Source organism: Cereibacter sediminicola (assembly GCF_007668225.1).
Taxonomy (GTDB): Bacteria; Pseudomonadota; Alphaproteobacteria; order Rhodobacterales; family Rhodobacteraceae; genus Cereibacter_A; species Cereibacter_A azotoformans.
Genome location: NZ_VDEK01000013.1, coordinates 15,194 through 29,226, shown reverse-complemented (window position 1 = coordinate 29,226; position 14,033 = coordinate 15,194). Strand labels below are relative to the sequence as shown.

At 68.7% G+C, this 14,033-nt stretch carries 14 protein-coding genes; 4 read left to right on the top strand and 10 right to left on the bottom strand.

The window, feature by feature from the left end; translation table 11 throughout:
* Positions 1 to 80 precede the first annotated feature (80 nt).
* The 3 genes from FG154_RS10645 to FG154_RS10635 all read right to left on the bottom strand — a co-directional run bounded on the left by FG154_RS10645 (position 81) and on the right by FG154_RS10635 (position 1,679).
* On the bottom strand, positions 81 to 1,136 hold the full coding sequence (locus tag FG154_RS10645; protein ID WP_145107468.1) for a saccharopine dehydrogenase: 1,056 nt from the start codon (positions 1,134 to 1,136) through the stop codon (positions 81 to 83).
* Positions 1,133 to 1,378, bottom strand: a complete 246-nt coding sequence (locus FG154_RS10640) for a WGR domain-containing protein (protein ID WP_145107466.1) — start codon at positions 1,376 to 1,378, stop codon at positions 1,133 to 1,135. The genes FG154_RS10645 and FG154_RS10640 overlap by 4 nt, the downstream gene beginning before the upstream one ends.
* Positions 1,379 to 1,463: 85 nt before the next feature.
* Positions 1,464 to 1,679, bottom strand: coding sequence for a hypothetical protein (locus FG154_RS10635; protein WP_145107465.1), 216 nt, complete (start codon positions 1,677 to 1,679; stop codon positions 1,464 to 1,466).
* A gap of 326 nt (positions 1,680 to 2,005) precedes the next feature.
* On the opposite strand from FG154_RS10635, the gene FG154_RS10630 reads away from it, so the two are divergent.
* Entirely contained in the window at positions 2,006 to 2,209 is a 204-nt protein-coding gene (locus FG154_RS10630; protein WP_145107464.1) for a hypothetical protein, read from the top strand.
* Between the two features lie 18 nt (positions 2,210 to 2,227).
* Positions 2,228 to 2,929, top strand: a complete 702-nt coding sequence (locus tag FG154_RS10625; RefSeq protein ID WP_145107463.1) for a winged helix-turn-helix domain-containing protein — start codon at positions 2,228 to 2,230, stop codon at positions 2,927 to 2,929.
* A 36-nt stretch (positions 2,930 to 2,965) separates the two neighbouring features.
* Here FG154_RS10625 and otsA read toward each other — a convergent pair whose 3' ends face one another.
* On the bottom strand, positions 2,966 to 4,378 hold the full coding sequence (otsA, locus tag FG154_RS10620) for an alpha,alpha-trehalose-phosphate synthase (UDP-forming) (protein WP_145107462.1): 1,413 nt from the start codon (positions 4,376 to 4,378) through the stop codon (positions 2,966 to 2,968).
* A complete protein-coding gene (gene otsB, locus FG154_RS10615; protein WP_145107460.1) occupies positions 4,375 to 5,157 on the bottom strand; it encodes a trehalose-phosphatase in 783 nt (260 codons plus the stop codon). The genes otsA and otsB overlap by 4 nt, the downstream gene beginning before the upstream one ends.
* Before the next feature lie 327 nt (positions 5,158 to 5,484).
* Here otsB and FG154_RS10610 point away from each other — a divergent pair, with 327 nt between their 5' ends.
* A complete protein-coding gene (locus tag FG154_RS10610) occupies positions 5,485 to 5,646 on the top strand; it encodes a hypothetical protein (protein ID WP_085996593.1) in 162 nt (53 codons plus the stop codon).
* 369 nt (positions 5,647 to 6,015) lie between these two features.
* Complete coding sequence (locus FG154_RS10605) at positions 6,016 to 7,023, top strand: glycosyltransferase family 2 protein (RefSeq protein WP_145107459.1); 1,008 nt, start codon at positions 6,016 to 6,018, stop codon at positions 7,021 to 7,023.
* Positions 7,024 to 7,068: 45 nt separating this feature from the next.
* Here FG154_RS10605 and rfbF read toward each other — a convergent pair whose 3' ends face one another.
* From rfbF to addA, 5 genes are all read right to left on the bottom strand, one after another.
* A complete protein-coding gene (rfbF, locus tag FG154_RS10600) occupies positions 7,069 to 7,842 on the bottom strand; it encodes a glucose-1-phosphate cytidylyltransferase (RefSeq protein WP_145107458.1) in 774 nt (257 codons plus the stop codon).
* Positions 7,843 to 8,220: 378 nt separating this feature from the next.
* On the bottom strand, positions 8,221 to 9,522 hold the full coding sequence (gene hslU / locus FG154_RS10595) for an ATP-dependent protease ATPase subunit HslU (protein WP_145107457.1): 1,302 nt from the start codon (positions 9,520 to 9,522) through the stop codon (positions 8,221 to 8,223).
* Positions 9,519 to 10,076: an ATP-dependent protease subunit HslV gene (gene hslV, locus FG154_RS10590; RefSeq protein WP_108221315.1), complete on the bottom strand. Its 558-nt coding sequence runs from the start codon at positions 10,074 to 10,076 to the stop codon at positions 9,519 to 9,521. Before hslV ends, hslU begins: the two co-directional genes overlap by 4 nt.
* 245 nt (positions 10,077 to 10,321) lie before the next feature.
* The gene (trxA, locus tag FG154_RS10585; RefSeq protein ID WP_145107455.1) at positions 10,322 to 10,642 is read right to left on the bottom strand and encodes a thioredoxin; all 321 of its coding nucleotides are present in this window, start codon (positions 10,640 to 10,642) and stop codon (positions 10,322 to 10,324) included.
* Positions 10,643 to 10,700: 58 nt separating this feature from the next.
* Entirely contained in the window at positions 10,701 to 14,018 is a 3,318-nt protein-coding gene (addA, locus tag FG154_RS10580) for a double-strand break repair helicase AddA (RefSeq protein ID WP_145107454.1), read from the bottom strand.
* Between the last annotated feature and the right edge of the window lie 15 nt (positions 14,019 to 14,033).

Here is a 14,033-nt window from a genome sequence, read left to right as displayed (position 1 = left end):
GCTGTCTGCCCCCCGCGCCCGTCCGGGGGACGGGCTCCCCCCGAGGATATTCGTGCGAGAATGAAACGCGCGGCGGGCGGTCAGAGATCGGCCATGTGGCGGTCGAACTCGACCTTGGCGCGGGCCCAGACGCCCTCGTCGAGGCGGTCGAGCGCCAGGAGCGAGGGGAGCAGCTGGGCTGCATAATCCTCGCTGCTCTCGACGGGCAGGAGCGAGGGCAGGTTGTCGATCGCCATCACGTCGAGCACCGGGTCGGCATGGACGCGAAGCGCGGGCGCCGACCAGCTGGTGACGCGATCATAGACCTTGATCGGCGAGAAGTCCGAGGTCGGATCGCAGGCGATGTCTCCGATCACGCGGAGGGCGCGCGGGGCGTCGAGCGCCTCGGCCGGCACGAAAACCGGGCAGCCGGGCCGCGCAAGGATGCAGTTGAGGAAGATCTCGTGCTCGAGCACCTCGGGGAAGGGGCCGCCGTGCGCGGTTTCGGCGATGTCCCAGCGGGTGACGGCGAGGCCCATCGACTCGCAGAGGTCGGCCGCGCCGGTGCCCACGCGGCCCTGCGCGCCGATCACCAGTGCGCGCGGCTGCGGCGCCCCGGAGGCCGCCAGCTCAGCGGCGAGATCGGCCAGCAGGCCTTCGCGGCCGGGCCAGGTTGAGACGGGATCGCAGATCCCGCCCCGCGCCTGCGCCGCCCAGCATTTCAGCGCGACGGCGGCGCCGGCGTAGCCCGCCCAATAGCCGAAGGCGGCGACGCGGCGTCCGGTCTCGTCCACCAGCGACTCGAGGTCGTAGAGCGTGCCGCCGCCGGCCTTGAACCGCTCCAGGAGGATGCGGCCGGCGGGCTGGCCCTTGAAGGCGTGGCCGAAGAGGATGTGGCGGTGGCGGAGGGGGGTGCCGTCCTCGGGCAGTTCCTTCAACCCGAAGATGATCGCGTCGTCGGGGGCGGAGGGCCAGGAGTTCTCGGCGGCGATGGCGCAGCCCGCGGCGGCGTAGCCCTCGATCGAGAGGGCGCGGACGCGGCTGGCCTCGACCGTCACCCGGATGCCCTTGGCCACCAGCGCCGCGGCGCCTGCGGGCGTGAGCCCCACACGTTCCTCGTTGGGCCGCTGTTCGGCCCTCACCCACAGATGCGTCATGCGCTGCCTTCGATGGTGGTGCGGTAGCCACGCCGACGGGCGCGCTGGTGCCAACGCTCGGCCGCTAGGCAGGCATCCCGCAGGTTGGAAAACCAGGTGACGAGCCTCCGGCCGGCCCGACCGGGGCTGCGGCGGCCCCATTCGCGCAGGACGGTGTATTCGCCGAAGAGGTTGTAGGCGAGTTCCACCCGGTAGAAGCGGGCGGGGCCGTCGGTTTCGCTCAGACAGAGATATGTCAGCATCTGGGGCCTCCGGTGGCGGTCTTGTTGCCAGAGATACCAGATCTGCCACGGCTGGACAGGGGGGAAAGGCTGTCGGGCCGGGGGATCAGGCTGGAAAGCGTCCGCCCTGTCTCATGCCGAGGGGGCGTTCGCGGCGCTCGGTGCCGGATTGGGACAACTCGGACGAGAAAAGCTCTTTCAGCTCTTCGCGCGTCAGGATCTTGGGTGTCTTGAGGTTGGCGGAGGGCTGGCGGGCCGCCCTGACGAAGAAGGGCCAGCCCAGGCGGAAGGCGGGTTTCTCGCCGTCGTGGATATGTGTCATTCCATCGTCTCCCCAGAACGAAGCGCTTGCGCGAGCCCCCTCCGGCGTCCCGCAGCGCATGGCAGCCGCTGCTCAACCGGATAATGATTCGTTACCCACTCTACCCTCAAACAGGTAGTAGGCGGATTTGTGCCGATTATGCGAAAGGGGGTCAAAGGTCCATCCGTCCGAGAATTTCTGCCTACTCTGGCAAAAAAGTCACAGCTGAAGAAAGCGAGCGACGCCAAGAGGTTGCGAAATTTTGCAGGACACAACTAAAAGGTGTTCAGCTTTCGCCGTTTCCCTCCTTGAGCGCAATTCCGCCCGTTCGAAAGGAGGCAGGCAGAATGACGGTTGCCCTGATCCAGCTGGCCCGGACGCGCCGCTTGCGCGCACTTCGATATCTTCATCGCGAAGGGCTTGAGACGCGGAACGTGTTTGCAACCGATCCTTCGCCCGACCGGATCCGGGAGCGTCTGCCGCGCGGCGCGGGGCTTTCGGGCGTTGCCTCGATGGAAAAACACGCTAAGGTTGTCCCGATGGTCAGGTGACGGAACTCGGAGTAACGGATGGTCCCGTGCATCCTTGCACTCGATGACGAGGCCTCGGTGCTGACAGTCGTGCAGGAAGTGCTGGAAGAGCGCGGGTTCCGGGTGATCACGGCCAAGACCCTGGCGCAGTTCCGCAGGATCCACGCGCAGGAGCAGGTGGATCTCTTTCTGATCGACACGTCGCTGCCGGACGGAAACGGCCTCTCTCTGGTGCGCGAATTGCGGCAGGTCACGGATCGCGGCATCATCCTTCTCGCGTCGCGGCGCGCCGAAAGCGACGGTGTTCTGGGGCTGGAGCTTGGCGCCGATGACTCGCTGGTCAAGCCGTTTGTCGCGCGCGAGCTGGCCGCGCGGGTCGGGGCGGTCTTCCGCCGGACGGGCCGGGCGGCGGCGGCCCTACCCGCCGGGCGCCCCCAGGTCGATCATGCGTTCGAGGGCTATGGCATGAGCCTTCAGGCGCGGAAGGTCTGGGCCCCCGACGGCGCCGAGATCGAGCTGACCACCTCGGAGTTCGAGCTGCTGGCGGCGCTTCTGGCGCGGCGGGGGCAGGTTCTCAGCCGCGACCAGATCATGAACGCGATCAAGGGGCGGAGCTGGGAGAGCTACGACCGCGTCGTGGACGGAATCGTGAGCCGGCTGCGCCGGAAGATGCCCTCGTCCAAAAGCGGAAGCCACTTCATCCGCACCGTCCATGGGGTGGGCTACGCCTTCACCGCCTGAGGCGCGCGCCGCCCGCGGATCGGGGCGGGCGGCGTCTCAGGCTTCGTCCCGGACGAGGGCGCCGTTGTCCACCGGCGCATCGCGCAGGGCGCCGAGGAAGGTCCGGCACCACCAGAGCACGTCATGCGCCTCGAGATGGTCCATCATCCGCCTCCAGCGCGCCATCCGCTCGTCAAGCGGCATCGAGAGCGCGCGGCCGATCGCGTTCGCCGTCTGCTCGGTGTCGTAGGGGTTGATCAGGATCGCCCCGTCCAGCTCGCGCGCGGCGCCCGCAAACCGTGACAGCACCAGGACACCGGGATCGGACGGGTCCTGCGAGGCGATATATTCCTTGGCGACAAGGTTCATCCCGTCACGCAGCGGCGTCACCAGCCCGACCTTTGCCAGCCGGTAGAGACCGGCCAGCACCGGCCGCGTCAGCGACTGGTTCACATAGCGGATCGGCACCCATTCGATCGTGCCGTGGGCGCCGTTCACGCGCCCGCAATGCGCCTCTACCTGCCCCTGCATGTCGAGATACTCCGGCACGTCCGAGCGGGAGTGCGGCGCCACCTGAAGCAGCGTGACCTTGCCGGCCTGGTCGGGATTGCGGGTGAGATACCGCTCGAACGCGTCGATGCGGGCGGCGATCCCCTTGGAATAGTCCAGCCGGTCCACCCCGATGATGAGGGCGCTGCCATGCAGGCTCTGCTGCATGTCGGTGACCAGATCGAGCCCGTCGGTCTTGGCCGCCAGGCGGGCGAAATCCTCGGTCTCGATCCCGATGGGGAAGGCCGCCGCCGCCACCTCCTTGTCGAAGGCGGTGAGCCAGCCGGGCGCGGACCAGTCGCCCCAGCCCTCGCGGCGCAGGCAGCCCACGAAGTTGTCGAGGTCGTAGTCGGTCTGGAAACCCACGAGATCGTAGGCGGCAAGACCGCGCATGATGATCTCGTAGACGGGCAGGGCGGTGAGGATGTCGGCGGGCGGCCAGGGGATGTGAAGGAAGAAGCCGATCCGGTTGCGCACCCCCCGCTTGCGCAACTCCTGCGCCAGGGGGATCAGGTGGTAGTCATGCACCCAGATCACATCGTCCGGTTCCAGCATCGGCACCAGCCGGTCGGCAAAGAGGCGGTTCACGCGGAAATAGCCCGCCATCTCCTGCCGGGCATATTCGGCCAGATCCAGCCGGCAGTGAAAGATCGGCCAGAGCACCCGGTTGGCGAAGCCGTTGTAATATTCGTCGAGATCGGCCTGCGACAGATCCGTCAGCACATAGCTGATCCCGTCCTGCTCGAGCGTAGTGAGGCCCTGCGGCTCGCCCTCGCCGGTCGAGCGGCCCGACCAGCCCATCCAGATCCCGCCGTTCTTGCGCAGCGCCGCGTGGACCGCGACCGCAAGCCCTCCGGGCGGGGGATTTCCATTCTCGTCCGGCAGCGGCACGCGATTCGACACGACGACCAGCCGGCTCATGCCGCAAGCTCCGCCACGAGATCCCGCAGCGCCTGCGGCGACTCCAGCCGCGCGGCGGCCAGTGTCGGCGCCTCCGTCTCGCAGATCCTGACCGAGAGGCCGCCGCGGGCATTGGCGACCCGGAACATCTCTTCGTCGGTCACATCGTCGCCCACGGCGACGGGGCGGCGGCCCGCGAAGGGCGACTCGGACAGGAAGGCCTCGACCGCCGTGCCCTTGTTGGCCGAGGCCGGCCGAAGTTCGACCACCATCTTTCCGTGCTGCAACACCCAGCCGTCACCCATCACCTTCAACGCCATCTCCATCATCGCCCGCACGTCCGGCTCCCGTTCGGGCGCCTGACGGTAATGCAGCGCCACCGCCGCCACCTTGTCCTCAAGCAGCACCCCCGGCATCCGCGCCGTGCGCCGCCCGAGATCCTTGCGCAGCGCATTGAGCGAGGGGGTCAGCGCCGCCCGGTCCAGCTCGCCCGAGGCGCGGCGCCGCTCGACCCCGTGCAGCCCTGCGGCCGGAAAGAGGTGAGGGCCGAAGTTGGCGTCGATCCAGTCCACCCGCCGGCCCGTCACAAGGGCCAGCGCGCCGCCCATGCGACCGGCCAGGCTTGCCAGATCCCGGGGCAGGCCGGGCTCGACCCGGACGTCGTGCGGCTGCTCGGCAATGTCCACCAGCGTCCCGTCGATGTCGAGAAACAGGGCCCACTCTCCTGGGGCATCGCGCAATGCCGAGCGGAGTATGGCTTTGCCGTCATCATTTTCGGGATGCAGGGCGGATTGATGCATGGTGCCTCCGGCGATGTTGCGGACAGGGGGGAACGCACGACGGGGCGATCCGGTTCACGAAAAAGTTCGCTGCAGCCGCAGAAGACCGGCGACAGCCTTGTTCCGCGCCGCGCGCTCCGGCGCTTCGCGGCCTGAACCGGCGGCCACGATCTGCGGGGCCGCGGGCGGTCGCCGGACCGTCAGGCGCGGTCCCGCCTGTCCTTCCGGTCAGTGCAAGGGAGCGGCGTGATGTCGCCCATGGCCCGAAGCGGCGCTCGGCGGCTTGACGCAAGCGCGCCCCGGCGGCAACGGTGAGGACTGGCCCAGCTTGCATGTATGGAGGCACACATGCCCGAAGTCTCTGAACTCGCCTTTCGCCTGATGATGGCCGCGGTAATCTTCGTCGGCGTGGGCATCATGTTCGCCTTTGCCGGCGGTCACTGGTTTGTCGGCATGGTGGTGGGCGGTCTCGTCGCCGCGCTGTTCGCCGCGACCCCGCCCAAGCAATAAGTCCCGGCAGAGCCCACTCCGGCAGCGTCACCACCTGCGCGATGCTGCCTGTCCGACGGATCTCCACTGCGGTTTCGCAGTGGAGCCGCACTTTCCCGCGACAGATGCTCTGGCAGATCGGCGAGGGGCGCCGCCGCCCTTCGCTGAATCCGCGCGCTTGGTGCGCATCCGACGCGCGACTTCCCGCCGAGACCCGCGCCCATCGGTTGAATCCGCCGCGCAGGGCGGTTCAAGTGGAACTCTCACGCTCGAAAGGGTTTGTCTCCGGCAGGTCTCTCTGCCTAACCTGACCGCGCGGCCTGCAGTCTCGCCACGGCGAGGAGCGGCGGCGGTTTTGACCTATCGCTATTTTTTCAGGATCTTTTCAACATGCGAACGGCGATCATCATTCCCTTTTACCAGAGGGACAAGGGGATCCTGTCGCGCGCCCTCGAGTCGGTCGAGGCGCAGCGTCTGCGCGAGGGCGACAGTCTGACGGTCTTCGTGATCGACGACGAGTCCCCCGTTCCCGCCCGATCCGAACTGGCCGCCTGGCAGGGCAAGGTGCCCGTGCGGCTCATCGAGCAGAAGAACGGCGGGCCCGGAGCGGCCCGCAACGCCGGGCTCGACGCCGTCGAGGCCGAGGGCTACGACCATGTGGCCTTCCTCGATTCCGACGACATCTGGCAACCCACGCACCTGCGGGACGCGCTGGACCTGCTGGAAAAGGGCTACGACTTCCACTTCTGCGATCACCAGCGGACGGACGACGACATCACCTATTTCGAGCGGACGCCGGCGCTGCGGGAGATGCGCGAGGCCCGCCATGCGGGCGTGACGGTGATCGACGCCGAGATCCCGATCCTCGCCTTCGACCAGCCGTCGATCATGACCGCCTCGATCGGCACCTATCTCAGCCAGACCTCGACGGTCGTGGTGCGGCAGAGCTTCGTGCGCCAGCTGCGGTTCGAGCCGCGCCTGCGCAACGCGGGCGAGGACCAGCTCTTCTGGCTGTCGCTCATCGCGGCGGGCGCGCGGACGGTGGTCTCGTGGAAGCTGAACGTCCTGTGCGGGCGCGGGGTGAACGTCTATTTCGATGCGTTCGACTGGCGCTCGACCAAGGTGGTGGACCGCACCGGCTACATGCTGATGTTCTTTCACACCCTCGCCCGGAGGCTCTCGCTGTCGCCCGAGGATCGCAGCATCGTGGCGAACCGCGTCAGCCGCTACCGGCGCGCCTACAGCTATCTCTTCATGCGCGCCCTGCTTCAGCGCCGGGTTCCGACCTTGTCCCTCGCATGGAAGCTCGCCGCGCTTGATCCGGGCCTGCTGCCCGCCATGCCGTTCCGGTTCCTGGCCGTGCTGCCCCACCGCGAGCAGGAAAGCCTGCAGTGGTAGGCCAGACCTCCCGGTGCCCTGCGGCACCGGGACCGGCGACCCAGGCTACTCCCAGATCTTCCAGGGCGCCTTGCCCTTCTCCCACATGCCCTGCAAGAGGGTCTTGTCGCGCAGCGTGTCCATGTTCTGCCAGAAGCCGTCGTGGCGATAGACGGCCAGCTGGCCATCCTGCACCAGCCCCTGCAGCGGCTCTTCCTCCCAGACGGTGCTGTCTCCCTCGATATAGTCGAAGACCGACGGTTCGAGCACGAAGAAGCCGCCGTTGATGGTCTGGCCATCCATGATGCTCTTCTCGCGCAGGCGGTTCACGCGCGTCCCTTCGGACAGGTCCAGCGCCCCGAAGCGGCCGGGCAGGCGGACGGCGGTCACCGTGCCCGCCACGCCCTGTTCCTTGTGGAAGGCCACCAGCTTGCCGATGTCGATGTCGGACACGCCGTCGCCATAGGTCAGGCAGAAGGGCTCGTCGCCGATATGGTCGCGGATGCGCTTGATGCGTCCGCCGGTCATCGTCTCCAGGCCCGTATCCACCATCGTCACGCGCCACGGCTCCGAGACGGGGCGGTGCAGTTCGATCTCGTTGGAGCGGACGTCGATGGTGATGTCGCTGTTGCGGTGGAAGTAGCTCAGGAAATAATCCTTGATCATGTGCCCCTTGTAGCCACAGCAGATCACGAAGTCCGTGATGCCGTGGGCGGCATAGATCTTCATGATGTGCCAGAGGATCGGCCGGCCTCCGATCTCTACGAGGGGCTTGGGCACGACGCCCGTCTCCTCGCTCAACCGCGTTCCATAGCCACCCGCAAGCAAAACGGCCTTCATGCAAATGCTCCTGTCAAAGGGTCGTGGTCTCAATGAAGCCCGGTCGGAAAAGGGCGCGGTCCGGGCGGCCCGCATCGGAAACTGGTCGTTCAGGGTCTGTGGCACCTCGCGTCCTGCGGTGCGGCCGCGATGCACAGATCAAATACAGGTCTTTCATCCCAAATCCTGCGGTCGCAACAGACTGCACCCGGCCCAAGGGAAAAGCCCGCCGGATATGCCGACGCCGGGTCACATGGAGAAAGATACGCGCCCCGGGCTCAAGGGCGAGTGCTTTCTGCAGAGGGATGAAACTTTTTTGGCAGGCCCGGCCCGTGGCGGCGAGGGCGCGAGGCGCTCCGGTCCCGCAGCGGCGGGGGATCGCCCCCCGCCGGCAGTGTGTCAGAGGACGTAGCGGCTCAGATCGGTCGAGCGGGCCAGCTCGCCCAGGTTCTTCTCGACATAGGCCGCATCCACCGTGACCTCCTCGCCCGAGCGGTCGGGCGCGTGGAAGGACAGCTCCTCGAACACCCGCTCCATCACCGTATAGAGTCGCCGGGCGCCGATGTTCTCGACCGAGCGGTTGACCTCGGCCGCGATCGAGGCGAGCGCCTTGATCCCGTCCTCGGTGAAGGTGATCCCCACCTTCTCGGTATTCATCAATGCCTTGTATTGCCGTGTCAGCGCATTGTCCGTCTCCGAGAGGATGCGGACGAAATCCTCTTCGGTCAGCGCGCGCAACTCCACCCGGATCGGCAGGCGGCCCTGAAGCTCGGGCAACAGGTCCGAGGGCTTGGCGATGTGGAAGGCGCCGCTCGCGATGAAGAGGATATGGTCGGTCTTGACCGGGCCATACTTGGTCGAGACCGTCGTGCCCTCGATCAGCGGCAGCAGATCGCGCTGCACGCCCTCGCGGCTGACGTCGGCCCCCCGCATGTCCGACCGCGCGCAGACCTTGTCGATCTCGTCGATGAAGACGATGCCGTTTTCCTGCACCGCCTCGAGCGCCGTGGCCTTCACCACCTCGTCGTCGAGAAGCTTGTCGGCCTCCTCGTTCATCAGGATGTCGTGGCTTTCGGCCACCGTCATCTTGCGCCGGGTGGTGCGCCCGCCAAAGGCCTTCCCGAAGATCTCGCCGAGATTCATCATCCCCATCTGGCCCTGCCCCGTGGGGTCGAGCATCTGCATCGGGTTCGAGGTGTCGGCCACCTCCACCTCGATCACGGTCGCGTCCAGTTCGCCCCGCTTCAGCTTGCCGCGGAACATCTCGCGGGTCTGCTCGCGCGCATCCCGGCCCGCGATCGCCTCGAGAACGCGATCCTCGGCGGCCTTTACCGCGCGGCTCTTCACATCCTCGCGCATCCGGGCGCGGGTCTCGACAATGGCGGCATCGACCAGATCGCGGATGATGCTGTCCACGTCGCGGCCGACATAGCCCACCTCGGTGAACTTGGTGGCCTCGACCTTCAGGAAGGGCGCCTTGGCGAGCCGGGCCAGACGGCGCGAGATCTCGGTCTTGCCGACGCCGGTCGGGCCGATCATCAGGATGTTCTTGGGGTAAACTTCGTCGCGGATGTCGTCGGATAGCTGCTTCCTGCGCCAGCGATTGCGCAGGGCCACGGCCACGGCGCGCTTGGCGTCCTTCTGGCCGATGATGAAGCGGTCAAGCTCCGAGACGATCTCGCGCGGGGTCAGGTCGGTCATTTCGAGATACGCTCCACCGTCAGGTTGCCGTTGGTATAGACACAGATGTCGGCCGCGATCGCCATCGCCTTGCGGGCGACCTCCTCGGCCGGCAGGTCGGTGGCCATCAGCCCCCGCGCCGCAGCCAGCGCGAAGTTGCCGCCCGACCCGATCGCCGTCACGTCATGCTCGGGCTCGAGCACGTCGCCCGCGCCGGTGATGACGAGAAGCGTCTCGCCGTCGGTCACGATCAGCATGGCCTCGAGGTTGCGCAGATACTTGTCCATGCGCCAGTCCTTGGCCAGCTCCACGCAGGCGCGGGCCAGCTGGCCCGGCGCCGCCTCGAGCTTCTTTTCCAGCCGTTCGAGCAGCGTGAAGGCGTCGGCGGTCGAGCCCGCGAAGCCCGCCACAACCTCGTGTCCGCCGGGCGACAGCCGGCGCACCTTGCGCGCGGTGCCCTTGATGACCGTCTGCCCGAGGCTCACCTGCCCGTCGCCTGCGACGACGACCTCGCCACCCCGGCGCACGGCGAGGATGGTGGTGCCGTGCCAGCCGGGAAACCTGTCTTCTGCCATGAAACCCTCCGTTTGCGCCTATATGGAGCCCCGCCGCGGGGGGCACAACCCGAGCGACGGTGAGTCACTCCGGCCGCGTCGTCAGGCGCACTCCGGCCTTCTTGGCGCATCGTCCGGGGCTGTCGGAAGGGGAAAGATGCCGCAGAGCCCCGGTCCCGACCTGTCCGCCGACCGCTGCCAAAGGCGCGCGGAACAACGAAAAGGGCGCCCGAAGGCGCCCCGCGTCGGTTGATGCCGGACCCTGCTCAGAGGGCCGAGGCGATCCAGTTCGCCAGCGCGGCCTTGGGCGCGGCGCCGACCTTGTTCGAGACCACCTGCCCGTCCTTGAACAGGAACAGCGCCGGAATGCCGCGCACGCCCAGCATGGCGGGGCTTTCCGGGTTCTCGTCCACGTTGACCTTCACGATCTTGACCTTGCCGGCATATTCGTTCGACAGTTCCTCGAGCGCCGGGCCGATCTGCCGGCAGGGGCCGCACCATTCGGCCCAGAAATCGACGACGACGGGCACGTCGGACTTGCGCACTTCGGTGTCGAAGGTGGCGTCCGTCACGGGAACGGTGGACATATTCAATTCTCCTGATCCGTAGGGCTTGCTTGGAACGTAAGGACCGCCCGTCTCCGCGTCAAGTTGTCGTGGCTCGGGCAAGGGCCGACCTCACGATATCGCGTGGCAGCCGCATCAGGCTCGCCGTCCGCGTCCAGAGGATCGCGGTCTCGACCTCGCGATCCGGGTAGATCCGGGTCAGGGCTTCAGCATAGGCGCCCATCTGGCGCAGGATGCCCTCCGGCACCTCCTCGGGACGGTCCGGCACTACCATGTTGGTCTTGTAGTCCACGGCCAGCACCCGGTCCGGCGCCACCACCAGCCGGTCGATCGTGCCGAAGAGCCGCCGCCCGGCAACCTCGGCCGTGACCGGCACCTCGGTAAGCGCGTGGGGCACCAGCGCCGCGCCCAGATCCTCGGCCGAAAGAACCGCCCGAACCTCCTCGAGCACGTCCCCGAGATCCCCCAAGTCGGGCAGAAGCCCCCGTGCCACCTCGTCCCACGTCTCCGGCGGATGGAGCGGCAGATGCTCGAGCAGCCGGTGCACGGCCGAGCCGCGGGCCAGCGCCAGTTCGGTGGGCAGCGCCTCGCCCGGCAGCGCCTTTGCCCCGCCCAGATCCGACGGCAAGAGCAGCCCCGGCGCGGCCACGGGTGCGGCCGCATGGGTCCGGGCCCAGCCGGGCAGGGCCGGGCGCCCGGCCTCGGCCACGGCGGGGCGCGGCGCGGGGGCGGGCCAGTCCCCTTCGACGAGCAGCAGCGTGCCGTCCGCCCGCCGTTCAGCGCCCGCGGCCTCCATCCCCTGCCGGATCAGATCATGCCAGGCCCCGCCGCTCTCGAGCTTGCCGGCCGCCGCCGCGATCAGCCAGCATTGCGCCCGCGTCATGGCCACGTAGAGCAGCCGCAGGTTCTCGGCCGCGTCCCGCGCCCGCCGGGCCTCGCGCGCGGCGGCGATCTGCGGCGGGCTCTCGGGGGCCGGAGTCTTCCAGACCCGCGCCCCGCAATCGAGCGTGAAGATCTCGTCATGCTCGCGTGGCTTGCGGTCGGCCGTGTCGGGCAGGATCACGATCGGCGCCTCGAGCCCCTTCGAGCCATGCACCGTCATCACCCGGATGCGCCCGCCCGCGGCCTCCATCTGCCGCTTCACCTCGACCTCGTCGGTCTGCAGCCACGTCAGGAAGCCGGTCAGGCTCGGCACGTCGGTCCGCTCGTAGGCCAGCGCCTGGCTCAGAAGTTCGTCGATGCCATCCTCGGCCTCTTCGCCCAGTCGTGCGAGCAGCCGGCGGCGGCCGTCGTGGCGCGTCAGCGCGCGCTCGATCAGGTCGAACGGGCGCAGGAAGTCGGCCTGATCGCGCAGGTCGCGCAGGATGGCGACCGTCTCGGGATGGGTCGCCTCGCGCTCGCGCAGCCGGCGCCAGAGATAGCCCTCGCGCCCGTGCGCCAGATCGAACAGCTCCGCCTCGCTCCAGCCGAAGAGCGGCGAGCGCAGCACGGCCGCGAGCGAGAGATCGTCCTCGGGCGTCGCGAGAAAGGCCAGGAGCGCCGACAGGTCGCGCACCGCAAGCTCGGCCCCCAGCTTCAGCCGGTCGGCCCCGGCGATGGGCAGGCGCGCCTCCTTGCAGGCGCGGATGATCTCGCCAAAGATGTCCGAACGCCGCTGGACGAGGATCAGAAAATCGCCCGCCGCGACGGGGCGGAAACCGCCCGGCTGCGGGATCTGCACGCCCTCCTCGATCATGGCGCGGATGCGGGCGGCAACCTGCCGCGCCAGCCGCGCCGCGTGATGCTCGTCCGAGACGAGATCGACCGGATCGAACCAGTTCTCGGGTTCGGGCTCGGTCGCGGCCTCGACCAGCGGCCAGAGTTCGGCCCGCCCCGGCATGTCCGAGCGGAAGGCGATGTGACGGACCTCGCCGCCCAGATCCTGCCGGCGCCGCTCGTCGAAGGTCAGATCCACCAGCCGCAGGATCGCAGGCGAGGAGCGGAAGGAATGGAGCAGGTCCAGCTCTTCCAGCCGCCGCTCGGCCCCCGCGAGGCGCTCGCCGAACTCGGCCCGCATCCGGTCGAAGGCCGCCACGTCCGCGCCCTGAAAGGAATAGATCGACTGCTTCTTGTCGCCCACGACGAAGATCGTCCGCTCGACCTCGCGCGCGCCGCGGCCGGCGGTGAACTCCTGCGCCAGAAGCTCGATCACCTTCCACTGGTCGGGGCTGGTGTCCTGCGCTTCGTCCACGAGGATATGATCGATGCCGCCGTCAAGCCGGAACAGCACCCACTGGGCGACGGACGAATCGGTCAGCAGCCCCTTGGCGCGCTGGATCAGATCGTCGAAATCGAGCCAGCCGCGCGCGGCCTTGCGCGCCTCGTAGAGCGGCAGGAAGACGCCCGCGAAGGCGTGGATCAGCCGCGCGCGCTCAGCCGCCAGCAGGCAGCAGCGGACCGGGCGCGCCGCCTCGACCCGGCGCATGAGCGCCTCGAGCCGGTCGGCGAGCGGCCCGAGCGCGCCGCGCGTGGCCTTGGTCGGAAAGCTGCCGATCTTGGCCGTGTAGGGCTCCTTTGCCGAGGCGCCCGTCAGCAGCACCCCCTCGAGCCCCGCCAGCGTCGCGGTCGTCGGCGCCGAGAAGGACAGAAGCCGCAGCTTCGCCGCCGCCTTCTGGTCGTTGGCCGATCCCGCCTCGAGCGCGGCGATCAGGCCGGGCATCCACTCCTCTTCGCCGCCGAGGAAGACCTGCGCCAGCAGCTCGTCCGCCCCGCCCGTCACGCCATAGAGCGCGCGGCAGGCGGCGGCGTCCAGCGGCGGCACGAGGCCCGCCCGGTTGCGCGCCACCTCTTCGGCCAGCGCGCCGAACTCCTCGCCCGTGTAGGCGCGGGCCAGCTCGGCCACCAGCGCGGGCGCGGTGCGGTCGGCCATCTCTTCAAGGATCTCGTCGCGCAAGAGGCGCGCCGCGCGGTCGTCGAGTTCGGTGAATTGCGGCGAGACGCCCGCCTCGAGCGGGAAGCGGCGCAAGAGCGTCGCGCAGAAGGAGTGGATCGTCTGGATCCGCAACCCGCCCGGCGTCTCGATGGCGCGGGCGAAGAGCCGGCGGGCCTGCGCCAGCACCTCGTGCCCGACCGCCTCCACCCCCAGCGCATCGAGCGCGGCGCGCAACGCGGCGTCCTCGAGCATCGCCCATTCGCCCAGCCGCCGGAACAGCCGGTTCTGCATCTCGGAGGCGGCGGCCTTGGTGTAGGTCAGGCAGAGGATGCGCTGCGGCTCGACCCCGTCCAGCAGCAGCCGCGCCACCCGGTCGGTCAGCACCCGCGTCTTGCCCGAGCCCGCGTTGGCCGAAAGCCAAGTCGAGGCCCGCGGGTCGGCGGCCTGCACCTGCCGCTCGGACGCCTCGTCCCTGCGGCGGCTCATGGCGCGGCTCCGGCG